Source organism: Gemmatimonas sp., assembly GCF_027531815.1.
GTDB lineage: Bacteria > Gemmatimonadota > Gemmatimonadetes > Gemmatimonadales > Gemmatimonadaceae > Gemmatimonas.
The window spans coordinates 1-24,182 of record NZ_JAPZSK010000013.1 but is presented as its reverse complement, the minus strand read 5'-3'; the positions used below and the strand labels follow the sequence as shown (position 1 = coordinate 24,182).

Below are 24,182 nucleotides of genomic sequence, written 5' to 3'. Positions count from 1 at the left end.
GCCGCTTCCAGCTTTGCTGGATGTCACACGCCATCACATTTCACGAGACGCCGGTCTTTCCGCGCGGCTTCCGCTGCGCCAGCCGCAATGTGGGTCTCAAGCCCACCGCACGCGACCTGACGCTCTTTGCCAGCGACGTGGACGCCGCCGCCGCGGCGGTATTCACGCGCAATCACTTTCCGGGCGCCCCCATCATTCTCGGGCGTGAAACGATCGCCGGTGGCATCCTGCGCGGCGTGATTGCCAACAGCAAGGTGAGCAACGTGGCCACCGGAGCGACCGGCGTACAGCACGCGCGACGCATGGCGCGCGCCGCGGCCGCCGAACTGGGCACGAGTGCCGACCGCATGCTGGTGAGCTCGACCGGAGTGATCGGGGTACCACTGCCAATCGAGAAGATCGAGACGGGCGTGGTGGGCATGGCGGCCGAACTGCAGGACAACCCCATGGTGGGCGCCGAGGGGATCATGACGACCGACTCGCACCCCAAGGCGCTCTCGGCGTCGGTGGGAGAGGCCACGATCACGTGGGTGGCCAAGGGCTCGGGCATGATCGAACCGAACATGGCCACCATGCTGTCGTACATCTTCACCGATGCCGCCTTCGATGCACCCACGCTGGACCGTCTGTTGCGTGCGGCCGTGGCCCCTTCGTTCAACATGCTGTCGGTGGATACCGACACCAGCACCTCGGATACCTGCGCCATTCTCGCCAACGGGCTGGCGGGCCCGGTGGACGAAGCCGAGTTCCTGCAACTGCTCGTGGCGGGGTGCACGCGCATGACCGAGATTCTGGCCCGCGACGGTGAGGGGGCCGAGCATCTGCTGCGGGTGCACGTGCGCGGGGCGAAGAATGCGCGTGAGGCGTACACCGTGGCCAAGTCCATCGTGAACTCGCCGCTGGTGAAGACCATGGTGCACGGCGCCGACCCGAACGTGGGACGTCTGCTCATGGCGGTGGGCAAGTGTTTCGACTGCACCATCCACCCTGATCGGACCGACGCGTGGATCAACGGCTTTCAGGTGGTGGGGCGTGGCGAGCGCCTGACCTTCGACGATGCGATCGTGCGGGAGACGCTCGCGCGCGAGGTGGTGGACATCGCCGTGGCGCTGGGTGCGGGAGAGGCACACGCCACGGCCTACGGCTGCGACTTCACGAAGGGGTACATCGAGGAAAACGCCGCGTACTACTCCTCGTAACGCACGCGGTGGCCGCGTTGCGCGGCCATCACCGATCAGGATTCGGGGAGCGTCGGCACCCCGTCGAGCTGCAGCGCCTGCACCTGCTCCACCCACTGCGTGAGCTGCTCGAGGCGCAGCGCCTGTGACGAGATGTCGAAGTGCTGCACGAGCGCCCCCCGCGGGGCCGTGGCGGTGAGCGCCGTGGCCTGCAGCAGGAAGAAGCGCCGCTTGTCGGGCGAGTGGCAGGGGTACTGCAACTCGAACCGGTCGCGCTTGCCACCGAGCACTTCGCGCAGCCCTCGTCCCACCGCATGCGCCATGGCGTCGTCGGTGGCCGCCATGCAGGTGGCGACGTAGTTGAGGCCAATCCCCGAAACGAGCGCCGGCGGGGCCTCGTTGACCTCGGCGAAGCGCGCCCACTCGGCGTTCGTCTGGACGATGGTGCCATCGGGCCCCAGCACGGCAATCGACGACGGAATGGAATCGAGGATGTGCTGCAGCCGCTCCTCGCCCCGCTTGACCTCGGTCACGTCGATCACACTCACGATGACGCCGTGCACCCCGATCTCCCCGGTGAGATACGGCAACACCTTCACGTGCAGATGCGATCCGTCGGGGGCCTGCACCTCGTGCGATTCGGGCCCGTTGGCGCTCATGACCCGACGGCACATGGCCACGAGATCCACGCCCGGGATCTTGGCGGCGATATGATCGAGCGGGCGGCCGATGTCCTGCGGCATCACGTTGAGCAGGCGCAGTGCCGCGTCGGTGAACTTGCGGATGCGCAGCGAGCCATCCACGAACAGGGTGCCCACGCCGGTGGTCCGGAGCAGGTTCTCGATGTCGTTGTTGAGGCTGATGAGTTCCGCGATCTTCTCCTGGTACTCGGCATTGACCGTCTGCAGCTCCTCGTTCACCGACTGGAGCTCCTCGTTCGTGCTTTGCAGCTCCTCGTTCGACGCCAGCAGCTCCTCGTTGGTGGCCTGCAGCTCCTCGTTGGAGGTTTCGAGCTCCTCGATGGTGGCCTGCAGGTTCTCCTTGGTGTACTGCAGTTCGTGCTCCAGCTGCGAGAGCCGGAGCGCCGACGAGTCGTCCATGGCGAAGCGGTCGGCAATGCCTCCCGCCAGCGGCCTGGGACCGCTTTCGAAGAAGATGACGTAGGCCCGGGCGCGGTCGGGGCCCACATCGAGGGGCCGCACGTGCATGCGAACGGTGGGCTCGTCGGGGGCCACCTCGATGCCTTCGTACAGGATCTCGCGGTGCTCCTTGGCCACGCGCCCCAGCGCGGCCCGCAGCGCCGCGCTCAACGGGCGCGGCAGCAGCTTGAAGATCTCCAGCGTGGAGCGCCCGGCCGGCACCTTGAGCAGTGTACTGACATCACCGAAGGTGTGCAGCAGCTGGTACTCCGAGTCGAGGACGACGCAGCGCAGCTTGAGCACGTCGGTGAGCTCCTGGAACACCCGCTCCAGCAGCCCGTCTTCGGTCGCCGTCCGCGGCGCCCCCGAGCGCGTGGCCAGCACCGCCTGTTCGGCGGCGGTGGCGGCCGAGAACGACTGCATCAGCGATCGCCGCGGGCGTGCAGGAAGCGCCTCGGCCAGGGTGTGCCGCCCCGGCTGCAGCGCCTGGAAGAGCTTCCACTTCTGGTCGACCACATCGAAGAGCGTGGACAGCGTCCCCACGGTCTCGCTCGACCCCAGGAAGAGGAAGCCGCGCGCGCGCAGCGCGTACGCCAGCAGCGCAATGACGCGGCGCTGCAGGTCGGTACCCAGGTAAATGAGCATGTTGCGACAGGACACGAAGTCCATGCGCGTGAGCGGCGGATCCTTGAGCAGGTTGTGCCGTGCAAAGATCACCCGGTCGCGCAAGGCGCGGCTTACCTTGTACCCGTCGCCGTCGGCCACGAACCAGCGCGAGAGGCGCTCGGGGGTCATGTCGGCGGCAATGGAGTCGCCGTAGCGCCCGGCGGCCGCGAACTCCACCGCATCCTGATCCACGTCGGTGGCGAAGACGCGCACGTTGCGGCTCAGCTTCTCGCGGTCGAGCGCCTCGAGGATGAGGATGACGATCGAGTACGGTTCCTCACCCGTGGAGCAGGCCGGCACCCAGACGCGCAATTCGCTGTCGGGGGGCGTGTCCATCACGAGTTGCGGGATGACGCGTTGCTCGAGCAGGCGGAAGGCCTCCTCGTCACGGAAGAAGCGCGTGACGTTGATGAGCAGGTCGCGATGCAGCTGCACCAGCTCCGGCTTGGAGTCCTCGAGCAGACGGACGTAGTCGTCCCAGCCGAGCCCGGGGTGCATGAGCACCCGGCGCTCGATGCGCCGCACGATGGTGTTGGGCTTGTAGCCGGTGAAGTCGGTACCAAGGCGATCGCGGAGCAGCCCCAGCACACGCTGCACTTGCGAGGCGGTGCCCGCCGCCTGTTCGCTGCTGCTGAAGGCGCGGCCGCCCCCCCGGCGCAGAAAGAACTGCGCCACGGTGCCGGGCATATCGGCCACCGACAGCACCTGGTCGGCGAGCCCCGTGGCCACAACGCTGCGCGGCATGCCGTCGAACTGCGCTTCCGTGGGGTCCTGCACGAGCACCAGCCCCCCCTCCGCCTTCAGCTCCCGCGCCCCGCGGGTGCCATCGCTGCCTGTTCCGGACAGCACGATCCCCACCGCGTGTTCGCCCATGGCGAGGGCGAGCGAGGCGAAGAAGACGTCGATGGGCAGATGCAGCCCGTGACCGGCCGGCTGCTCGGCCATGCGCAACACGCCGCTCTCGATGGTGAGGTTCGTCTTGGGCGGGTTGAGATACACCGTGTCCGGTTCGATGCGCATGCCGTCTTCGGCGCGCACCACCTTGAGCGTGGTGTGTCGCCGCAGCAGCTCCACCATGAGCGACTTGTGATCGGGCGAGAGGTGCTGCACGACCACGTACGAGATGCCGCGCGTGGGATCCGCGTTGTCGAAGAACTGCTGCAGCGCCTCGAGCCCGCCGGCGCTGGCCCCGATCGCACAGACCGCGAGGGGCTGGGCGTCGGCGAAGGAGGGCGCGTCGTGTGCGCCGCTAACCTGTTCGGGAGATGTCATGCGTCACTGATGCGGCGAGAGGCGCGTTGGGGGGACCGTCGAGCATGGCCCGCCCCCGGGAAAGAAATTCGTTGGTCGTCTGCGGCGTCTGGATTATGGGGGCGTCGCACGGCGCGTGCACGGGACCCACCGCAGCTCAGGGCATCGGTCAGGGACGGGTCGAACCCGAGCGCCCGATCCCTGCCCCTCCCACATCGGCCTTGGCAGACCAGCTGTTGTCGGCGGGCACGCGGTCGGGGAAACGCCCCTGCGCGTCGAGCGTCACCTTCTCGATCCGGCGCCCGCCGAAGACCAACTCCACCACGTGCTCGCGCCGGCCGTCGAACCAGACGTCCACCGGAACGGTCACCCGTGCCGTGGTGGCGTCGAGCATGACGGCGTTCTTCATCGGCCGAATGGCCGGCCCGGCGGCGGCGAACGTCACGTCGAGCACGATCGGTGCGGGCATCTGCCCCTCCTGCGCCACCGTGACGCGCGTGCGGATCCCCTGCGTGACGACCTTGGCCACCCGGTGGTCCACGCTCTCGTTGCCAAAGAGCCACGCGTTCCAAAACCACCCCAGGTCACGGCCGAGCGCGCGCTCCATGAAGAACATCCAGTCCCAGGGCGAGGGATGCCGGAACATCCAGGCGGTGCCGAACTCGCGGTGGGCGCGCTGCACCGCGCTGTCGCCAACGATGCCACCCAGGGCGGAGAGCATGAGCGGCGTCTTGCTGTAGGTGGTGAAGCCGTAGAACTGCGGGCCGGCGTAGTTGGCGTTCCACATCATGGGCGGCTCGGCCTCGTTGTTGGCCGTCCGGCCGTAGCTCTGCCCAAGCCCATCGAGCACCGCGGGCTTCCCCGCGGCATCGGCGTCGGAGAGGATGTTCATGTACTGATTGAAGCCCTCGTCCATCCAGCCGTACCACGTCTCGTTGTTGGCCACCACCATGGGCCACCACATGTGCCCCGCCTCATGATCGGCGGCGCCCACGTTGGAGTTGATCACCATGGGGTACTCCATGCCGGCGCTGGGCCCATCCTGCAGGGTGAGCTGCGGGAACTGATAAGGGAACCAGAGCTTCGAATAGAACTCGAGGGCATGCCGGGACACGGGGCCGGCCTTGGCATACAGGCTGGCGCGACCGGGCAGATAGACCATGTGTACCGGCACCACCCCCTTGCCCGGAATGGTGGCGCGCGTGGTCTGCCACACGTACTGCTTCGCGGTGGCCCACGCGAAGTCGTTGACGTTGTCCGCCACGTAGTGCCACGTGAGACGCCCGTTGGCGCTGATGGCGGTGGACTGCCCCGGCCCCACCTCGTCCGACCCCACGATGGTGGTGATGTCGTCGCTTTGCGTGGCCTTCGCCAGCTGCGCGCGCGCCTTGTCGGTGAGCACCTGCTGCGGATTCTGCAGCAGCCCCGTGCCGCTCACGATCCATCCCGCCGGCACGTCGATGCGCACATCGTAGCGGCCGAAGGCGTTGTAGAACTCGCTCGGCCCGAGGTACAGCTCGGTGTCCCAGCCGCGCAGGTCGTCGTACATGGCCACGCGCGGGAACCACTGCGTGGGCTGAAAGAGCGTGTCGGCCCAGCGCTGCGTCATGCGGTGCCCGGTGCCGGGACCGCCGGGCAGCTTGTGCGACCACGCGATCTCGAGCTGCGCCTTCGCACCGGGGGCAATGGGGGTGGCCAGGCGGACGCGCGCATTGGTAGAGCGCCCGTTGAGCAGCGTGTTGCCACTGGCCGCATTGGCGGCGGCCGCCTGCGCGTTCTGGATGGCCCGCGCGCCTTCGGCGGCCAGCGCGTTGGGTGCCGCGTTGGAGGCGATGTTGACGGCGGCACCGTTCACGGACATGCGCGCGATGGCGATGCCATCGGTCACCTCGGCGGGGGTCCACGGCGCACTGTGCGGCGCGGTGCCGATGAAGTGGTTGGGGTGCAGCCGCAGTCCGATCTCACGCAGGGGGTCGGGGCTGGTGTTGTGCACCGTGATGCGCGCCGTCCCCGTGAGCCGCGCGCTGCCGGGATCGAGCGACACATCGATGTCGTAATCGGTGCGCAGCTGCCAGTACCGGGCGGTCGGACGTCCCGTGGAATCGCGGCTCCCCGCGGCCATGGCGCGCCGGATGGCGTTGGTCATGGGGACGTCGCGGCGGATGGCGCGCGGCGGCACGGCGGCGACGGTTGCGGGCGCCGAGGCCGACACCGTGGCACGCGGCTGGGCGCCGGATGCGGCCGGGGCCGCCGGAAGCAGGACCGCAGCGGCAAGCAGCAGCGGTGTGCGAATGGTCGAGCTCATGGACACTCGGGGTTGGTGGACCCCGAACGCTACTCGGTCCGTTGGGCCGCCACCAGCAAGGCGTTGAGCTCGGAGGGGAGGACCGGCTTGACCAGGTGATGATCGAACCCCGACGCCTCGCTCCGGCGGCGGTCCTCCGGGTGCCCCCACCCGGTGAGCGCGATGATGAGCAGCGCCCGGTCCCCCTGCGCACGGCGCATGGCGCGCGCGCATTCGTGTCCGTCGAGTACCGGCAGGCCGATGTCCATGATTACGGCATCGTGGTGCGCGCGATCGTACTGCTCCAGCGCATCCCGGCCATCATGGGCCACGTCAACACTATGCCCCTCACGCTGCAGCAGCAGCGCCAGGCTTTCGGCGGCATCCGCGTTGTCGTCCACCACCAGCACGTGCCGTGCAGCAGCAAGGGCGCTCATGACCGGACTCGTCGAAGCAAGACGTGATTGCGAGATACCTGCTCTGCGAACGATCTCCCGGAGAGTAGAGCTCCCGTGCCGCCCCCACAATGCAGCCGCGCGGCTGCATCACGGCGAACGGATCAGTGCGCCGACGGCGTGGGCGCCGCGCCGCTCACGCCTGGGGTCGCCTCGGCCGTGCGCACGGCCTGCGCCAGTCGCTCGGCCGTGATGCGGTGATGCGACGCATGCCAGAGCACCTGCCCGTCCCGCACCACCAGCGCCTGCGGTGACTCGTGGCGGACCGCGGTGACCGTCTCGATGGCCGTGGACAGCGGGCGCTCCTGCTGCACAACCACGAGCCGTGTGGCGACCTGCGGGTGGGCCTGCACAAAGGCATCGTACTGGCGCTTCACGTCGATCGAGATGGAGCAGGTGGCGCTGTGCTTGAAGAGCACCGTCGGGGTACTCGCCTGGACGAGCGCACGCGCCTCACGCACCGCCGGCGTGTCGCCTGTGGGAGCGGGGGCGACCGGGGTGGTGTGGGCCACGGGCTGCGCCGCTTCGCCAGCCGCCCGCGCGGCGAGTCGCGCGTCGAGGAGCTGCGCGTAGGTGGCGAGCGACTGCGCTCCCGTCTGGCGGGCGACCAGCGCGCCCTGATCGAAGAGCAGGACCGTGGGGAGGGCACGCACGTCGAAACGGGTTACCGTTTCGAGGTTGCGATCGGCGTCGAGCATGAGCACTGTCACCCGGTCACGATAGCTTTCCGACAGGCGTTGCATGACCGGCTTGAGGGTCACGCACGGCTGGCACCAGGCGGCCCACACATCCACCAGGACGGGCAGCGGTGACTGAAGAACCCGGGCCGTGAATTCGGCATCGGTCAACTCAGCAGGAAAATCGGAAGCGTTCATGTCGGGAAACCTAGTCACCCCGGGCCACATGCCGGAAATCCGCACGGGCGTGCTGCCGGAGCACGCCGCCCTGATCTCGGCGCTCGAAGCCACCGGCGACTATCGGGTGCTGCAGCGCTTCGAGGCGCGCACGCACTATGCGGCCCCCACGCCGTCCACGGGGGTGCGCCGCGGGCTCATCGTGGATGTGGAAACCACGGGGCTCGATACCACCAACGATCGCATCATCGAGCTGGGCCTGGTGGCGTTCGAATTCGACTCGGCGGGGCGCGTGTACGGCGTACACCCCATGCGCGACTGGTTCGAGGATCCGGGCATTCCCATCCCCATCGAGGCGGTGGAGATCACCGGCATCACCGACGACATGGTGCGCGGCCAGCGCATCGATGACGCCGCCGTCGCGGCCGAGATCGAGGCGGCACACCTCGTCATTGCGCACAACGCGAACTTCGACCGTCGCATGCTCGAGCGCCGCTTTCCCGCCTTCGCCACCAAACACTGGGGGTGCTCGCTGCACGATGTGCCCTGGTCGCAGTTCGGCTGTCGTGGCGCCAAACTCGATTACCTGCTCTTCCAGCTGTGCAGCGCCTTTCACACCGGGCACCGGGCGGGTGACGACTGCCTGGCCACACTGCACGTGCTGGCCACCCCGCGCGATGGTGAGGCCACGCCGCTCACGCGCCTGCTCGAGCGGGCGCGCCGCAACACCGTGCGCCTGTGGGCGATCGGCACCCCCATCGAGACCAAGGAGCTGCTCAAGGCCCGCGGCTACCGCTGGTTCAACGGGTCTCCCGCGCGCCCCAAGACCTGGTTCCGCGACCTCGACGAAAACGACGTGGAGGCGGAGCAGGCGTGGCTGCGCGAGCACGCCTACGGCGGGTTGACCTCCCCGCCGTGGCGGCTCGACAAATACAGTGCGCGGGAGCGGTACTCCGAACGCATGGGCTGACCCGGCGGGCGCTTCACCCCGCGGCCAGCACCTGCACCCGCGTCGGCTGCAGCCGCAAGCTCATGGCCATCATTGCCACCATCACCCCGGCGGCGAACAGGTAGGCCACCTGCAACCCGGCCAGCCCACCGCCGGCACGATCGGCCAACGCACTCAGCACCGCCACGACCATGAGGTTCCCGATGGCGATGCCAATGTTCACGAGGGCCTGCGCGGCGGTCCGCTGCGTGGCATCGACCTCGTCGAGCACCACCGTGCGCAGCGTGCCGCCGACCACGATGCCGACCCCGGCCCCCACGAACAGCGTGGCCGTGATGAACAGCCAGAACGTCGGCGCCGCCACGCCGATGAGCAGCGCCCCCACGGCCAGGGTTCCGAAACCGGCCAGCATGATGCGGCGCGGCCCGAGCCGGTTCTGCAGCCGGCCGAACAGCGCCGACGCCACCGACGAGCAGAGCACGAGCGGCAGCAGCAGCAGCCCGGCCTGATCGGCCGGCGTGGCGAACGCCGCCACCGCCACCGACGAGATGAAGATCACGCTCCCCATGCCGAAGCCGGCCCCCGTGCACAGGACCCATGTGGTGCGCAGCTGCGTCGTGCCGAACAGGGTCAGCGGCACGATCGGCTGCGCGGCGCGGCGCTCCGCCCACAGCAGCACCGGCAGCGCCAGCACCGCCGTGGCCAGCAGCGCCGGCCACACCGTGCGCCCGGTGAGCGTATCCGCCGCGCGGTTGATCCCCAGCGTGAGGCTGGCCAGCATGACGGCCAGCGTCGTGATGCCGGCGTAGTCGAACGGCGGCAGCGCGGCCGGGCGCGTCACCCGCGGCAGCGCGCGATAGCCCATGACGAACACGATGCCCGCGAACGGCAGGTTGATGAGGAAGATCCACTCCCAGCTGGCGACCACGAGCAGCGCCGACGCGAGGATGGGGCCGAACACGAAGGCCATGCCGAACGTCGCGCCGATCAGCCCCAGGATCCGCCCGCGCTGGTCGGCGGGGAACGTATCGCCCACCACCGCGCTCGCCGTGGGGGTAATGCCCCCCGCACTCAACCCCTGAATCGCGCGCCCCAGCAGCAGCACGCCGAAGCTCGACGACCACGCGATGACGAGCGACCCCAGCGCGAAGCCGGCAATGTCCAGCAGGTAGATGGTGCGCCGCCCGAACCGGTCACTCAGCGCCGCCATGAGCGCCGTGCTCGTGAGGGAGCAGAGACTGAAGACGATCGTGACCAGGCCGATCTGCCGATTGTCCACCCCGAACGCCTCGCGCAGCGCCGGAATCGCCGGCGCGATGACCGCGGCGTCCATCGCCGCCATGAACACCCCCGCGAAGAGCACCGTGAGGAGGCGGCGGCGGGCGAGCGCCTCGGGGTTGGCCACGGCGGCAGCGTCGGCAGTCATGGCCCCAAAGCTAACAGCAGGGCATACTTCCATCATGGCGGCGCAGTGCCGCGGTACGGCCTTCCCGCTGCAGGACGAGACAGATGCAACGAGTGGTGGTGATCGGCGCCGGGGCCGCCGGCACGATGGCGGCGATCTTCGCCGCCCGTGGTGGGGCGGAGACGGTGCTGCTGGAACGCACCCGGGACGGGGGGCGCAAGATCCTCATCAGCGGCGGTGGACGCTGCAACGTGCTGCCGTCTCGCGTGGACGAGTCGCGCTTCGTGACCGACTCCTCACCCAATACGCTGCGCAAGATCGTGCGCAGCTGGCCGCTGGCCGAGCAGATCCGGTTCTTCGAGGACGAGGTGGGCCTCGTGCTCGAAGAGGAGGTGGAATCGGCCAAGCTCTTCCCTGCCTCGCACAAGGCGCGCGATGTGCGCGACGGCTTGCTGGCACTCGCGCGGCGGCACGGCGTGGCCGCGCGCTTCGGCTGCCGCGTCATCAGCATCGCCCCGCATGCCGGCCGCTGGCGCATTGGCGTGGAGGATGTGGACACGCTCGCCGCGGACACGCTCGATGCCGACGCCGTGATCGTGGCCACCGGTGGCCTGTCGGTCCCCAACACCGGCAGCGACGGCGCCGGGTTGCGCATGCTCGAGGCGCTGGGGCACACCCTGCACCCCACGTATGCGGCGCTCACGCCGGTGACGGCACCGGAGAATGCCTTCAGCGCGCTGTCGGGGGTCTCGCTGCGCGTCTCGCTCACGGCCGCCTCGCCGGCGCGGCGCGCCACGCACACCGGCGGCTTCCTGTTTACGCACGCCGGCTACAGCGGTCCGTCGGTGCTCAACGTGTCGCACGTCGTGGTGCGCGCTCGTGCCGAGGCCGGGCGCGGAGAGTCACCCGCCGCCGACGTGCGGGTGCAGTGGACGGCACACGACGACGCGGCATGGCAGACGCTGCTGCAACCGCACGGCGCACGGCAGCTGTCCACGGTGATCCGCCAGGAGCTTCCCGACCGCCTGGCCGATGTGCTCATGGCCCAGGCCGCGGTGGAACCCACCCGCAAGCTGGCCGAGCTCACGCGCGATGAGCGCCGCCGCATGATTGACGTGCTGGTGCGCGGGGCGCTCCCGTGGCACGGCGACGAGGGGTACAAGAAGGCCGAGGTGACGGGCGGCGGCGTGGCGTTGTCGGAGATCCACCCGGTGACCATGGAGAGTCGGCGCCACCCGGGGCTCTACCTGTGCGGCGAAGTGCTCGATGCCTTCGGCCCTATTGGCGGCTATAACTTTCTGTGGGCATGGGCCACCGGGCGGGCGGCGGGCATGGCGGCCGCCAACTGACCGGCGGCACGGTGGCCGTCACGGCTGGTCTCCCGGGCCCATGGGCGGACCCATCGTCGTGAGGCCGTACTCGGCGTCGAGCGCCACCAGCTGCTCCATGGGCGGCGCCACCAGGTGGAAGCAGGCCATGGTGGCCTGGCTGTCACGCGCATCCACCAGCACGTGCGTGGTTTCGCCCACGATGTTGAGCGGCAAGGGCGTGCGCGTGGCGCCGGCCGGGAGTACGATGGCAGTGGGCATGGGGAGCGTCTCGCGGGTCAGCGTGGGGGAGGGGTTGGCGACGGCACGGATGCGCGTGCCGCGTCGAGCACTGCCTGCATGGCCGCCACCGCGGCGTCGGCGGCCGCGCCGGCACACAGCGGCCCGCGCTCACGCAGCAGCTGCCAGAAGGGAGCGCTGTAAATGGCGAGGCACTGGGCCACGAGCTGCCGCTGCGCCGCCGGCGGGCGTCCGGCGAGCAGCGGCGCCAGCGCCTCGCGAAACGCCGCGCGCCCTTCGGCCGAGCCGGCCCTGGCGTAGTTGGCCCGTGGCGCGGCCGCGAGCATGGCCCTGGTGAGCGCCCCGTTGCGTTCGAACTGGGCGAAGAGGGCGCGCAACTCGGGCACGATGGCCTCCAGCGTGCGGGGCCAGGTGGTGCCAGTCCGATCGCGCAGCTGCTGCCACACGCCGCGCACGAGATCGGCCTGCGTGGGGAAGTGCCGGTACACGGTCCGGGCCGACACGCCCGCCTGCTCGGCGACGATTTCGTGCGAGAACGGCGCCTGCGGGTGCTCCCGGAGCCGCTCGAACGCGGCGCGCAGTATGCGCTCGGCCGTATCGGCGCGCAGACGGTCGCGGGGGCGTTCGTCGCTCATGACAGTACACTGCCACCATGTCAGTTGACTGTCAACTGCCCCCCGCCGAAGCGATGCCTCCGCATTGCCATGCGCGCACGGTCCGCGCAGTTTGGTGCATTATGACGACGCCCTCTGCTTCCCCATTCGTGACGCTCCGGCATCAGCGCCTCGCTCCCACCGAGTCGGCCCGCCGCGGCGTCGAGTTCGCTGCGCACGCCGACACGCGGCGCACCACGCGGCATTTCTCACCTGAGCCAGTTCCGCGTGCGTGGATCGAGCACGCCATTCGCGCCGGCGGGACGGCCCCCAGCGGGGCGCACCAGCAGCCGTGGACCTTCGTGGCGGTGAGCGACCCGGAACTCAAGCAGCGCCTGCGCGAGGCCGCCGAGGAGGAGGAACGCCGCTTCTACGCCGATCGCATCACCCCCGAGTGGCGGGCGGCGCTGGAGCCGCTGGGCACCGACGCGGTGAAGACGCACCTCACCGACGCGCCGTGGGTGGTGGTGCTCTTCCGGCACTCGCACGGCGTGAACGCCGACGGCAGCAAGCGCACGTTCTACTACACGCAGGAAAGCTGCGGCATTGCGGCCGGGCTGTTCATCACGGCGGTGCATACCATGGGGCTGGTCACGCTCACGCACACCCCGAGCCCCATGGGCTTCCTCGGGGAACTGCTCGGGCGGCCGGCCAACGAGAAGGCCTTCCTCGTCTTGCCGGTGGGGTATCCGGCGGCCGACGCGCAGGTGCCCGCGATTTCGCGCAAACCGCTGGCTGAAATTGCGGTCTTTCGCTGACGGCTGGTGGAGTAGAACCGATGCCGGGACAATCGGGGAACAGGAGAACCGGAGCGTGTGCCCAGGTTCTCCTTTTCCCCGATTCTCTTTTGATCAGTTCCATTCCGCTTGCCGCCGCATGAACGGCTGGTCGGTCAGAAGAGCCGCTGCAATCCCAGGCGGGCGTACGGCACGTTGCCGGGGGCGAGATCGGCCACACTGCGCCCATCGCGCGCGTACTCGAGCCGGCGCAGCACCGTGAACCCGGCATCGGCCGTGACCTGCCACTTGCCGCCGCCCGGCGACCAGCGAGCCTGCGGACCCACGGTGGCGTTGGCGAGCCACAGCTGAGTGGCGCCGGCAATCTGCTGCGCAGGGGAGAGCCCGTACTGCGCACCGGCCAGGGAGGCATTCACCCCCAGGTCGAGACCGCGGCGCGGCATCCACCACACGTCGCCACGAGCCGGCAGCAGCGCATCCACCAGCACACGGCGCGACACACGGGACAGCACGTGCACCACGGGAATGGGGAGCAGCTTGCCGTAGGCCGATCCGTAACTCAGCCCGGCACCCACCGTCGTGCGGGGCGACACGATGCGGTCCACGAACAGCGCCCCCTCGGCGCGCACCGATTCGCCGTACAGTCCCGGCCGCAGCACGCCCACCACGGTGTGTCGCTCTCCCACGGTGCGCAGCAGCATGAGATCGGCCGTGGCCACGTGCAGCGTGGTGAAGGCGTCCGTGTTGAGCGTCGCACTGGCCCGCGGCAGCGCCACCTGCACGCCACGCCACTGCCCGCCCAGCAGCACGATGCTCCGCCCCTGCTCACGCACCACGCGGTGCGAGAGTTGCACCTGCACCCCCTGCTGGGTGTACGAGTCACGCCCCACCGTGCCCGCAGGACGCTCGACCGTCGTGCCGCCAAACGACTCGGCGCGCACAATGACCCGCTCGCGTTGCGCGTGCACCGTGGCCGGCGCAGCGGCGAGGAGACCAGCGGCGAGGGCAACAGTCGTTGCCGCAGGACGAGCAGCAGGGATGCGCATGAGGAGGGCGTCGAGAGGGAGCCGGTGTGCCAGCAGTCGGTCGGGGCACCACGCGTCTTGCGGGTACCGGCGGGAAGAGACAGACTCAGGCATAATGCTGATAAAGTCGGTCGGTAAACTCAACCAGCCCATGCGACCTCTCGCCCTGCTTTGCGCTCTGCTCGTCCCCGGTGTACTGGGGGCCCAGTCCATTCTCCGCGTGGACACGCTCCTGGCGGCCAATCAACTGGCGCCCGCGGTGGCCCTGGCCGATCAGGCGCTGGCCGCCACGCCGCGCGACTACGAGGTGCTCTGGCGCGTTTCGCGCGTGCGGCTGCTGCAGGGGGACGCGCAGCCCGAGAAGAGCAAGGCACAGGACCGGCTGTATCGCGAGGCGCTGGCGCTGGCCGAGCGCGCCATCAAGGCCAACAGCGCGGCGCCCGACGGGTACCTGCGGCGCGCCGCCGCGAACGGCAAGGTGGCGCTCTTTGCCGGCGTGCTCGACGCTGCCGACTATGTCATCCAGACCAAGGAAGACACCGAAAAGGTCATCGCCATGCGCGGCGTACCGCCGCTGACGCTGGCGTCGGCGCATTACATCCTGGGGCGAGCCCACCTCAAGCTGTCGGAAACGCCGCGGCCGCTACGCATGCCGCTGGGGCTGGGCTTCGGCAACGCGGCCGATGCGCTCACGCATGTACGCCGGGCCACCGAGCTGCGCGCCGGGTTCGTGATGTTCCAGCTGGAATACGCGCGTGCCCTGGTGGCCAACGAGCGCGTGGCCGATGCGCGCGCCGTGCTGCAGCAGCTGCCGTCGTTGGCCGAGCAGGAACCTGGCGACGAGCTGCGCAAGCGCGAAGGGGCCGAGTTGCTGCGCACGCTGCGGTAATGCCACGGTGATCCACCTGCTCGATGACTTTCGCGACACGGCGGCGGTCGCGGGAAACTGGAGTGCGTTCAGCGTCCGCGTAATGGGCGGCGTGTCGGTCGCCCATGTGGAGCTGGTGCCGTAGGTCAGCGCTTGCGCACCCAACGAAAGCCGGCGCCAACGGTGGTGAGCCCGGCGCTCTCTCCCCGCACCGTGCCGAGAAAGGTGCGGGTGAGAAACAACGTGGGTGACGAACCGCCCTGGCGGGGCGCCGTGAAGTCGACGCGTACGATGGGGCCGAAGCGCGCTGCGCTGTTCTCCGCGGACACATAGGCGCCGCCCACCATCACACGCAGCAGTGTGGCGCGAATGTCGAAGGCGCCGCCGGTCATGACGGAGGCGCGCTCCTCGAAGCGCGTGTCCTGACATCCCACGGCTTCTGGAATCACCACGCAGGAGCCGCGGTTGCCGAGGTTGAGCGGGGTGACCCGCGCGGCGGCAATCCATGCGCGCTTGGGGACGCGCCACAGCGGCACGGTGCCCATTCCGGAAATCGCAACCGTTGCGGCCTCCACGAACGCCGAAGAGGCCACCACGCTGCCCCCTTCCAGTTCGGCCGAGACGAGCCCGGTGTACGTATAGAAGCCCATGCCCACACCCGGTCGGCGCTGCGCCTCGAGCGAGGTCGCGGACCAGCAAGGCAGACAGACAGCGGCAAGCAGCACGGTGGTGGCGCGCAAGCCGCGCCCGATACGGGCGCGCGGGGACAGGAGGGTGAGCACAGGAGGGAAGATAGTCGAGGAAGAGCGTGACCCTCTGCATACGTCGCATGTGCGGCCGCGGTTCCGCCGAACGGCGACCGGGCGGTAGCGTGCAGGGTGCGCCCCTATTCCGCTGAGGGCTCACGCCAATTGGCGCGGATGGCGCAACCCGATTGGCGGTCGTCCTGTTCAGATTTCGACTCACGAGACGACGGCATGAAGGCCTCAGTAGTGGTACCGCGCCTGAAGGAAGTCGATGCGGTCGTCCGAGACCTTGTACACGAGGCGATGCTCTTGGGTGATTCGACGCGACCCGACGTTGGTGCCGAGCCCCTTGAGTGGCTCCGGCTTCCCTGTCCCCGCGAACGGATCACGGATCACCTGTGCCATCAGGTGCATGGAGTTACCAGACTTGAGTGGAGAGTCGAGTGACCAAATTACGACGCTTTACGGCCTCGCGCCCGCTTGTGGGCCGCCTCGAATTCCTCGGGGCTGATGCCGCCAAGGTGGCTGTGCCGCCGGGTGCGATTGTAGAAATTATCGATGTAGTCAGCGATGTCTGCCAGCGCGGCGTCACGGCTCGTGTAGATCCGCTTCTTGATGCGCTCCTTCTTCAAGCTGCTGAAGAAGGACTCGACCACGGCATTGTCCCAGCAGTTGCCCTTGCGACTCATGCTCGGCTCGAGGTGGTTGGCGCGGCAGAAGCGCCGCCAGGCGTCACTGCCGAATTGCACGCCCTGATCGGAGTGAATCAGGGTGCCACGCGGCCGCCGCTGCTTTACTGCCGATGCCAGTGCGTCCAAGACCAGCTCGCGGTGGATCGTCGGGCCAGCGGCCCACCCGACGACCTTACGGGAGAACAGATCGATGACGACGGCGAGGTAGAGCCAGCCTTGCCACGTTCGGATGTACGTGATGTCCGTCGCCCAGGCCACATTGCGCTTCGTCGGCGAGAACTGGCGCTTGAGCAGGTTCGGAGTCAGCACCGCCGGCTTGCCGACCTCCCAGCGGCGCGTGCGATAGCCGTGTAGCGCCCGCAGCCCTTTTCTCGCATCAGGCGGGCCACACGATGCTTGCTACACGTCTCGCCCGCCTCCCGGAGATCGAGGAACACCCTCGGCGCCCCGTAGATCCCCCGACTCGCCTTGAACGATGCTTGAATCCACCGCAGCAAGCGCGCGTCTTCGACCGCTCGCGCTGACAACGGACACTTCAGCCACTGGTAGTACCCACTGGGCGCGACACCCAGCTCCCGACACATCACCTCGGTCGGAAATTGCTTCCGATGCGCTTTGATGAACTCATACTTCCGACGGACACGATCTGCCCTGGGCTTCGCTGGCACGGGCTCCCCCTCTCGTTGAGGTGCTTGACTTTAGCACCCGCCACGAAAGTCTGGTAACTCCACTACGCGCGGTAAACGTGAAGGTGACAGCGGACTGACGCTGCGTCGTATGTTGCGACGAGGATGCGCTGAACTGTATCACCCGGGGCGGTTCACTTGACGCCCGTAACGTTACAGGCTACACTCGAAATGCGGATTGCGTCGTTCGCGCACAAGGGGCTCCGCCAGCTGTATCACCAGAACAGTGATCACGGGGTACCCGCGCGCTCCGCCCAGAAACTGCGGAACATGTTGGGATTTCTCGATGCGATGAGCGACACGCGGGAACTGCTCGCACCCGTGCTGAAGTGGAAAGCCCATCGCTTGTCGGGAAATCGGGGCGGCACGTGGGCGTTGTACGTGACGGGAAACTGGCGCTAGTCGTTCAGGGTGGACGCGCACGGGCGTTTGTGCAACCTCAACCTCGAAGACTATCACTAACAGTCCGAAGGTCGCAAAGGAGAATCGTGATGCCGATGCATTCACCACCACATCCGGGTTCGTTTCTTCGTGAAGAGGTTCTTGACGCCAATGCGCTCGCCGTGACCGACGCCGCCACGCTGCTTGGCGTGGCCCGCCCGACGCTTTCCAAGCTGCTCAATGGTCACGCTGACCTCTCGGCTGAAATGGCGTTGCGCCTCGAGCAGGTGTTCGGCCTGGAGATGAGCACGATGCTGGCGATGCAGTCGGCGTATGATGAGGCAAAAGTGCGACGCGAACAGTCGAAGCTCCGCCTGAAGCCGTTTCGACCAACTGTTGCAGCCTGACGGGAGGCCTGAGCCGCCTGGCTTCCGCCCCACCGCCAATCGGCGTGAGCCAATCCCGCCGCGGAGTGTGAGCCAAACGCCCGCCAAGCGGCGTGAGCCTGTCTGCCTTGGTTTGCAATCTTCCGGTTTACTTGAAACCCTCTTGCCTTCACCATCGCGACACCCGACATAACGACGAAGGCCCCGGATTGCTCCGGGGCCTTCGTGTTTACCGTGACGATTCCGCGCTTCTGCTGGACGGGCATCCCGCATCGCTACCCACTCGCCCATGCGCCTACCCGCCCAGGCTCGACCTAGATGATCGCCTTCGCGCGAAGCGCCGCCCAAGCGAATGCCGTGACGCCGAGTAGATAGATCACGCCCGGCCAGTCCAACTGCGCCACCGACGCGGGAAACAACACCTCACACAGTCGGCCGATGAAGAGCGCCGCGAATCCGAGGAAGATCGCGATGCCCACCGCACGGGGGGCCGACACCGGCGGAAGGCCCCGCAGGCCCACCACGCTGAGCCCAAAGATCGCGACCGAGGCCGCCTGCAGCGAAAGGACCACCTTGGTCGATGACCGCAACGCTTCGGGGAGAACGAGATAGGTCGCAATGACGACGGCCATTACGACCACGGCCGCCACAAGGCCGCTGGATCGGTTTCGCTGCAATCCCTGATTGATCATTGGGCTTCTTCGGTTGGAATGTCCGGAGCGCGGTGCTGTCGGTGAACGGGGGCTTGATCTCGTGTGTGGCCATCGTCCGCGATACCACCAGAGCGTATCTGCGTTGTCGTGCAGGCGCAAGCGTACATGCTCGCACGAGCGCCGCTGACGGCCCATGCGCCCAGGCACATGCGAATGCCATGTCGGCGGCCAGCGATACGAATCACTCGCCCATCCGGGGCCGCCGTGCGGATGATCAGCCGACAGCCGCGAAGAGGAGCCCACTCCCGATCAGACGGTCGGCCTCGTTTGCCGTCCGCCGGGCCTCTGCTCGCGTCGGCTCCGTGGTGACGACCGCATGCGCCGATTCTGCGCGTCCGCTCGGACGGCAGCGAGTTGTTCCGCGGTGATCCCCTCACGCGCTCGAGCGCGCTGAATGTCCCGAACCACGCGGTCCATCTCTTTCCGCTCCTCGGCCGACGGCGCCTGCAGCAGCACGTCGGGCGTCGCGTTGAGCCCCTGGGCGATGTGGTGGGCCTCGAAGACCGTCAACGTGCGGTTGCCCTGCTCGATGTCCGCCAACCAGCTCTGACTGAAGCCGAGCCGGGACGCCACACCCGACTGCGAAAAGTCTTTCGGGCGTTCGCCAAGCACGAGTCCGAGACCGCGGCGCGCCGCCCGCTCCTCTGCAGCGCGGGCCTCCTGCCGTTGCGGTCGGCTTCGGCCGCGCGCCCTTTCCCACGCCCGTCCCCGGTTTCGGCATGGCGGGGAGAATCGAGTCCGGATTGGACTATTCCGAATTGGACTTACCCCGCCCAGGCGTTCGCGCCGCCTCGGGCGACGGCAGACTGCCCCCCCCGGTCTGCATCGGCGGCGCGTTGTCGCGACCACTGTCAGCGCGGGGGCGGCACCCGGCCGGTACAATGCCACTGCATTGCTTGCGGGTTGCTGGCACAATGCAAATGCATTACCTTACACTGGTCACCCAATCCGGAGCGATCCATGCCCTCGAAGACGCCCTCGACCACGAATGGGCCGACGCCTGCCAAGTCGGGCGCGGCCGCGAAGTCCGCAAAGCCGGCGAAGTCCACGGGCAAGGGGGGGAAGGTCGGCAAGGGCCGCGCCACGATGCGCAAGTTCGTCTCCGTTCGGAAGACGGCGATCACGCGCGGCGCCGGCGACCGTGAGGGCCGCGGGGCGGGCCCGTTCTCACGCACCGACGCACGGCCCGGGATGATCACCCGGCGTATCACCGTTCGCGATCAGACCACGATTCCCCCCGTCGTCCGCGAACTGCTCGGCCTCACGGGTGGCGGCGAGCTTGGCTACGTGATCGATCAGGAAGGCGTCCGCTTGGTGAATCCCCAGGCGGTTGGCGAGCACGTGGACCCCGTCCTCCAGCAGTTCCTGGCGCTCCTCGGCCACCACATCGCGGCAGGCCCCGCCGTGGGCGGCGCCGTCGCGTTCCCAGCGGCGCTGCTGGAGCACGCCCGCGCGCTGACCGCGGACGTGGAGATCGACCATGACGCCCCCCTTGAGGGGGCGATGCGGCTCTGAGTCGCGCGCATGATCGACCGGAAGCCGAAGACGAAGGGGGGCAAGGCAGGCGCGGGCCGCGCTGGGGAGCAGCGGCAGGGCGCAGCGGATGCGTCCGCAGCGGCGACGACGCTCCCCGCTGCGCACGGCTGGTCGATTCTGATGCACCCGCTGCTGCTCGAGAAGATCGAGACGCTCACTGCGGTCGTCGCGCGGGAGCGGGCGAAGGAGCCGCACGGCGCGCCGGGCCCCAACGCGAAGCTGCTGGGGCACCTCCTGGACCTCATGTTCGACAAGATCCCCCAGCGGCCAGGCGACCCGATCTATCGCGGCGGGGATGCATTGCCTGCCGGCTGGTTCCGCGGAAAGACCGGGAACGGCCGCTACCGCTTGTTCTACCGCTTCGACTCGACGGCGCGCCTCATTGTGTACGCGTGGGTGAACGACGAGCAGAATCTGCGGACCTACGGCAGCCGCACCGACGCGTACGCCGTGTTTCGCGACATGGTCGCCGACGGCACCCCGCCTAAGGACTGGGCGGCGCTGCGTGCCGCTGCGGAGGACACGACGGTCCTGGCGCGCACGAAGCGGGTGGCGACCTCCCGGGATGCGCATCGGTAGCGCCGCGCCGGCGGTTTAGGGTTCTATTGCCGTGATGCGAAAGCCTTCTGTGCCGTTTCGGACAATTCGCGGTGCCGTTTCGGAGAATTCGCTGACAGCCGCTCGGAAAAGAAGTTGACAGTTAGGCCGTGAAAAGCATTTGACGGCGTCTGTCAGGGGCGATTGACCTTGGCGGAGGCCGCGTCGGCCGCCGCGCCGACGGCCATGGTCCTTAACTGCACCCCCGCCCGGCGGGCTTCCTCGCCCCCACTCCACGCCGCCGCGGCCGGCGTGGTACCCAGCGTCGGGACATGGGAGTGTAGGTAGATCACGGAAGCACGGGGACTGAACAAAGCGACGGCCGCGCGCTGAAGCAGTAGAACACGGCGCCCGGAGGCGGTGGGTAGGCGCATGCGGCATCATGCACTCTACGCGTCACCTCACAGTCATCGCCTTTCTCGCAGTCAGCGTGCGCGCAGTCGCCAACACGGCCATCAGCGTACAATGATGTTGATCGTGCGTGTACCGCGAGTAGATTTTCATTGAGCTGGGTCTTCGGTCACACTGATCGCGAGGAACGAATGACATCGCTGGACGTACCCCTGCAGGACGGTGAGCCGGCTGATGCAAAGCCGGTACGCGACCACGGAGGGGATGCAGCGACCGAAGGCCGGGGGCAGTTGGCGCTCGGCATCATCTTCGCGTCCTTCCTGCTCATCGCTGCCATGCTCATCCTTGGTTCGCGCCCGGCAAAGATCACGGTGACGCCGTCGTCGTTCTCAGTCCGCGCGGCTGGATACACCTCCGAGATCGCGCGAAGCCGCATCGACAGCGTGCGACTAACGTCGAAGATTTCAGGACTCGGATCGAAGATGGGCGGCTTTCAAGGCGGCAGCGCGTACGCGGGCACGTTTGCGATGCGGCCATACGGCACGGTCCGGTTGTTCGTGAATGTCAGCCGACCGCCGTACGTGACCATCTTCTCACGGGACGGTGTGGTCATGGTGAATGGTGCCACGCCGGCCGCGACGCACCGCCTGTTCGCGGACCTCACAGGAACGGGCGCGGCGAGCCCCCATGACTCCGAGGCGCGTCCGATCACCATCGAACGTGCTCCGTTACTTGCCCTTAGCAATGTTTCACATGCGTGATTTCTGGCGCCGCGTTGCTTTCGCCTGTGGCGCGCTCGTGCTTCTTACCCCCCGTCTCAGCGCGCAGAGCGTGGAGCCGGCGACACTGACGACACCGTCCGGCGTCCTCTCCGGCACCCTGCAGCTTCCGGTGGGCGGTGGGGCACCATATCCACTCGTGCTCATCATCGCCGGTTCCGGCCCGACGGATCGCAACGGGAACACCGTCGGCCTGTCGACCGGACCAGAGATGTATCGCTTGTTGGCGGACAGCCTGGCCGCTCAGGGCATCGCCTCATTGCGGTACGACAAGCGCGGTGTTGGCGCCAGTGCCAGTGCCATGGGGCCAGAGCGTACGCTGCGTTTCGAGACGGCCGCCACCGACGCTGTCGACTGGGTGTCGCAGATACGAAAGGACCGACGCTTCTCGAGTATCGTCATCCTCGGGCATAGCGAAGGGTCGTTGCTCGGCATGTTGGCCGCCGGGACCGCAAAAGCCGATGGCTATATCTCTGTCGCGGGCGTCGCACGTCGTGCGGATCACGTCCTGCATGACCAGCTCGCACAGCAGCTCCCGCCAGCGCTCTTGGCGCAAACGGATAGCGTCTTCGCCAGTCTCGTACGCGGCGATACGGTATCGAACACGCCGGCGGCCTTGGCGGCCCTTTTCCGGCCGAGCGTTCAGCCGTATTTGATCTCGTGGTTTCGGTACAGCGGGGTGACGGAGATAGCGAAGCTGACGATGCCCGTGCTCATCGTGCAGGGAACCCATGATCTGCAGGCGCCCACGTCGGAAGCGGACCTACTCGCCTCTGCACTGCCACGCGCAAAGGTCGCACGGATCGTCGGGATGAATCACGTCTTGAAGTTCACGCCCGCCTCGATGGCCGAACAGCAGCGATTCTATCTCGATCCAACCGTGCCGCTGGTGGGCGAGATGGTCGCGGCGGTCACAGCATTCGTACAGGGCGTACAGCTGCGTCGTTGATGACACGAGCCTAGGGGTCGGCCCCGATCTACGCCGCCGCGGCCGGCGTGGTCCCGAGCGCGGCGTCGCAGGAGTGCAGGTGAGTCACGGAGCCCTGAGGGCCGAATAAGCAGACGGCCGCGCGCCGGAATCGCAGCACGCGACGCTCGGGGGGCGGTGGCTATTCGCATGGCGCACGATACGCGGTCTACGTTATCGCGGTGTCATCGAACTACGTCGGCATGACACACGTACAACTATCACCCGCCGCCGCAGCGCCCATACGCGCCAGTCACCGATTGGCGTTCCTCGCAGACGATCCGCCGTGTCACGTCCGCATCGGCGAGATTACAGAATGCGCTATCGAGCCGGCGATGGCGCTCGCACGTATCGCGATCAACAAAGCGCGCCTTCGTGACGCATGTCCCCTGTTGCGTTGTCGGGGGGCAGATCTCGTACACGACGGGAAGCCGAGTCAACCAAAGTTGGGCGTCACCCGCTGGATGGCGAAGGTGGTCGACTGGGCCGAGCAGCACCCGGTGACGGTGACGTTGCTGATCGGCGCCGGGCAGATCATTGCGCAGCTCGCGGTCGGGGCGATCCCAATAGTGCTACCGCCCGCGCAAGCGCCGCTTATGCTCCCACCGGGGGCCCCACTCGCGGAGTAGGGGCCGTCTGGCCCAACCCGACGAAGTTGTGTACCACGAACGCTTCGACCGCGGAAAGGCGCCGAGAACCACTCACGACCAAGAGCGACAGAAGGGAGGCCCCACGCTGGGCCTCCCTTCTGTCTTGATAGTGTCGCTGAGTGGCAAATCAGTTATCTGGCAGATCGGAAAACCTCAAACCAAGCCAGACACCCCCACAACACACACTGTGGCGGCGCAGGTGGTTTGGAATCTAGGCGCGCGATAAATGGAACATTGCAGCGAACAGCTGTGATGTGAGTAAATAAGCCGCAGACAATGAACCTCAGCCAGGTGCTCGAGGCGTGTTGGCTTGGCGTAGCAGAGCGCCAAGCGATGCAATTGCCACGGCTGGCACCAACGCGCTCCATTTACTCGCTGCCCCTGACCGCAGAATCCTTCTGAAGTTTGAACGCTTAGGCGAAACAAGCGGCGCGCGCATCGCCGTTGTCCGCTAGGTAAGTTTGGTGGCGCCATCCATTCGCACCGTCTGCGGCGCGAGCACGTTCTGTCACCTCCGAGCCTATATGAACCGCACCGGCTTTCGTGGAGACTCGGTTAGTTGAGTGCCAAGCGCTCCGCAGGAGCCGCTTGGGTGCGGTAATACTGATCCTCGAACTCCGCAGGGGAAACATATCCCAAGGGCTCGAGAATGCGGCGGGTGTTGAA

23 protein-coding genes and 2 pseudogenes are annotated in these 24,182 nt (G+C 67.8%); 11 read left to right on the top strand and 14 right to left on the bottom strand.

The features are described 5' to 3' along the window. The first annotated feature begins 20 nt into the window (after positions 1-20). On the top strand, positions 21-1,199 hold the full coding sequence (gene argJ, locus O9271_RS15200; RefSeq protein ID WP_298271472.1) for a bifunctional glutamate N-acetyltransferase/amino-acid acetyltransferase ArgJ: 1,179 nt from the start codon (positions 21-23) through the stop codon (positions 1,197-1,199). 35 nt (positions 1,200-1,234) lie between these two features. Here argJ and O9271_RS15195 read toward each other — a convergent pair whose 3' ends face one another. The 4 genes from O9271_RS15195 to ytxJ all read right to left on the bottom strand — a co-directional run bounded on the left by O9271_RS15195 (position 1,235) and on the right by ytxJ (position 7,848). Continuing rightward, a complete protein-coding gene (locus O9271_RS15195; protein ID WP_298271470.1) occupies positions 1,235-4,255 on the bottom strand; it encodes a chemotaxis protein CheB in 3,021 nt (1,006 codons plus the stop codon). A gap of 148 nt (positions 4,256-4,403) precedes the next feature. Continuing rightward, positions 4,404-6,539: a M1 family metallopeptidase gene (locus O9271_RS15190; RefSeq protein WP_298271468.1), complete on the bottom strand. Its 2,136-nt coding sequence runs from the start codon at positions 6,537-6,539 to the stop codon at positions 4,404-4,406. Positions 6,540-6,568: 29 nt separating this feature from the next. Continuing rightward, the gene (locus O9271_RS15185; RefSeq protein ID WP_298271466.1) at positions 6,569-6,955 is read right to left on the bottom strand and encodes a response regulator; all 387 of its coding nucleotides are present in this window, start codon (positions 6,953-6,955) and stop codon (positions 6,569-6,571) included. A gap of 122 nt (positions 6,956-7,077) precedes the next feature. Further along, the gene (gene ytxJ, locus O9271_RS15180) at positions 7,078-7,848 is read right to left on the bottom strand and encodes a bacillithiol system redox-active protein YtxJ (RefSeq protein ID WP_298271464.1); all 771 of its coding nucleotides are present in this window, start codon (positions 7,846-7,848) and stop codon (positions 7,078-7,080) included. A 28-nt stretch (positions 7,849-7,876) separates the two neighbouring features. Here ytxJ and O9271_RS15175 point away from each other — a divergent pair, with 28 nt between their 5' ends. Next, positions 7,877-8,797 carry a 3'-5' exonuclease gene (locus O9271_RS15175; protein ID WP_298271461.1) on the top strand — a complete coding sequence of 307 codons (921 nt, stop codon included), beginning with the start codon at positions 7,877-7,879 and terminating at the stop codon, positions 8,795-8,797. Between the two features lie 13 nt (positions 8,798-8,810). On the opposite strand, the gene O9271_RS15170 is transcribed toward O9271_RS15175, so the two are convergent. Next, positions 8,811-10,202 (bottom strand): MFS transporter, encoded by a 1,392-nt coding sequence (locus O9271_RS15170; protein WP_343213926.1) that lies wholly within the window; start codon positions 10,200-10,202, stop codon positions 8,811-8,813. Between the two features lie 83 nt (positions 10,203-10,285). Here O9271_RS15170 and O9271_RS15165 point away from each other — a divergent pair, with 83 nt between their 5' ends. After that, the gene (locus tag O9271_RS15165; protein WP_298271458.1) at positions 10,286-11,530 is read left to right on the top strand and encodes an aminoacetone oxidase family FAD-binding enzyme; all 1,245 of its coding nucleotides are present in this window, start codon (positions 10,286-10,288) and stop codon (positions 11,528-11,530) included. A gap of 18 nt (positions 11,531-11,548) precedes the next feature. Here the strand turns inward: O9271_RS15165 and O9271_RS15160 are convergent, their stop codons facing one another. Together O9271_RS15160 and O9271_RS15155 are read right to left on the bottom strand one after the other, a co-directional pair. Beyond that, on the bottom strand, positions 11,549-11,770 hold the full coding sequence (locus O9271_RS15160; protein ID WP_298271455.1) for a hypothetical protein: 222 nt from the start codon (positions 11,768-11,770) through the stop codon (positions 11,549-11,551). A gap of 17 nt (positions 11,771-11,787) precedes the next feature. Then, positions 11,788-12,384 (bottom strand): TetR/AcrR family transcriptional regulator, encoded by a 597-nt coding sequence (locus O9271_RS15155; RefSeq protein WP_298271452.1) that lies wholly within the window; start codon positions 12,382-12,384, stop codon positions 11,788-11,790. Positions 12,385-12,485: 101 nt separating this feature from the next. On the opposite strand from O9271_RS15155, the gene O9271_RS15150 reads away from it, so the two are divergent. Beyond that, the gene (locus O9271_RS15150; protein WP_298271450.1) at positions 12,486-13,160 is read left to right on the top strand and encodes a nitroreductase family protein; all 675 of its coding nucleotides are present in this window, start codon (positions 12,486-12,488) and stop codon (positions 13,158-13,160) included. Positions 13,161-13,294: 134 nt separating this feature from the next. Here the strand turns inward: O9271_RS15150 and O9271_RS15145 are convergent, their stop codons facing one another. Further along, positions 13,295-14,278 carry a hypothetical protein gene (locus O9271_RS15145; RefSeq protein WP_298271448.1) on the bottom strand — a complete coding sequence of 328 codons (984 nt, stop codon included), beginning with the start codon at positions 14,276-14,278 and terminating at the stop codon, positions 13,295-13,297. A 37-nt stretch (positions 14,279-14,315) separates the two neighbouring features. Here O9271_RS15145 and O9271_RS15140 point away from each other — a divergent pair, with 37 nt between their 5' ends. After that, a complete protein-coding gene (locus tag O9271_RS15140) occupies positions 14,316-15,053 on the top strand; it encodes a tetratricopeptide repeat protein (RefSeq protein ID WP_298271446.1) in 738 nt (245 codons plus the stop codon). Positions 15,054-15,178: 125 nt separating this feature from the next. Here the strand turns inward: O9271_RS15140 and O9271_RS15135 are convergent, their stop codons facing one another. The 3 genes and pseudogenes from O9271_RS15135 to O9271_RS15125 form a co-directional block, all read right to left on the bottom strand. Next, entirely contained in the window at positions 15,179-15,814 is a 636-nt protein-coding gene (locus tag O9271_RS15135; protein ID WP_298271444.1) for a hypothetical protein, read from the bottom strand. 204 nt (positions 15,815-16,018) lie between these two features. Further along, positions 16,019-16,186: pseudogene (locus tag O9271_RS15130) on the bottom strand (Txe/YoeB family addiction module toxin); the annotation flags it as partial. A gap of 44 nt (positions 16,187-16,230) precedes the next feature. Beyond that, positions 16,231-17,054 (bottom strand): annotated as a pseudogene (locus O9271_RS15125) (IS3 family transposase); the annotation flags it as partial. 273 nt (positions 17,055-17,327) lie between these two features. Between O9271_RS15125 and O9271_RS15120 the strand changes: the two are divergent. Together O9271_RS15120 and O9271_RS15115 are read left to right on the top strand one after the other, a co-directional pair. Next, positions 17,328-17,558 carry a type II toxin-antitoxin system RelE/ParE family toxin gene (locus O9271_RS15120; protein ID WP_298271439.1) on the top strand — a complete coding sequence of 77 codons (231 nt, stop codon included), beginning with the start codon at positions 17,328-17,330 and terminating at the stop codon, positions 17,556-17,558. 89 nt (positions 17,559-17,647) lie between these two features. After that, a complete protein-coding gene (locus O9271_RS15115) occupies positions 17,648-17,944 on the top strand; it encodes a HigA family addiction module antitoxin (RefSeq protein WP_298271437.1) in 297 nt (98 codons plus the stop codon). Between the two features lie 293 nt (positions 17,945-18,237). On the opposite strand, the gene O9271_RS15110 is transcribed toward O9271_RS15115, so the two are convergent. Both O9271_RS15110 and O9271_RS15105 read right to left on the bottom strand, forming a co-directional pair. Then, complete coding sequence (locus O9271_RS15110) at positions 18,238-18,555, bottom strand: hypothetical protein (RefSeq protein ID WP_298271434.1); 318 nt, start codon at positions 18,553-18,555, stop codon at positions 18,238-18,240. A gap of 330 nt (positions 18,556-18,885) precedes the next feature. Then, on the bottom strand, positions 18,886-19,485 hold the full coding sequence (locus O9271_RS15105) for a helix-turn-helix domain-containing protein (RefSeq protein ID WP_298271641.1): 600 nt from the start codon (positions 19,483-19,485) through the stop codon (positions 18,886-18,888). 111 nt (positions 19,486-19,596) lie between these two features. Here O9271_RS15105 and O9271_RS15100 point away from each other — a divergent pair, with 111 nt between their 5' ends. After that, a complete protein-coding gene (locus tag O9271_RS15100) occupies positions 19,597-20,151 on the top strand; it encodes a type II toxin-antitoxin system PrlF family antitoxin (RefSeq protein WP_298271431.1) in 555 nt (184 codons plus the stop codon). 9 nt (positions 20,152-20,160) lie between these two features. After that, the gene (locus O9271_RS15095; RefSeq protein ID WP_298271429.1) at positions 20,161-20,751 is read left to right on the top strand and encodes a type II toxin-antitoxin system YhaV family toxin; all 591 of its coding nucleotides are present in this window, start codon (positions 20,161-20,163) and stop codon (positions 20,749-20,751) included. A 152-nt stretch (positions 20,752-20,903) separates the two neighbouring features. Here the strand turns inward: O9271_RS15095 and O9271_RS15090 are convergent, their stop codons facing one another. Further along, the gene (locus O9271_RS15090) at positions 20,904-21,062 is read right to left on the bottom strand and encodes a hypothetical protein (protein ID WP_298271426.1); all 159 of its coding nucleotides are present in this window, start codon (positions 21,060-21,062) and stop codon (positions 20,904-20,906) included. Positions 21,063-21,311: 249 nt separating this feature from the next. On the opposite strand from O9271_RS15090, the gene O9271_RS15085 reads away from it, so the two are divergent. Continuing rightward, positions 21,312-21,881, top strand: a complete 570-nt coding sequence (locus O9271_RS15085; protein ID WP_298271421.1) for a PH domain-containing protein — start codon at positions 21,312-21,314, stop codon at positions 21,879-21,881. Next, positions 21,874-22,848 carry an alpha/beta fold hydrolase gene (locus O9271_RS15080; protein WP_298271418.1) on the top strand — a complete coding sequence of 325 codons (975 nt, stop codon included), beginning with the start codon at positions 21,874-21,876 and terminating at the stop codon, positions 22,846-22,848. Before O9271_RS15085 ends, O9271_RS15080 begins: the two co-directional genes overlap by 8 nt. The last annotated feature ends 1,334 nt before the right edge of the window (positions 22,849-24,182 follow it).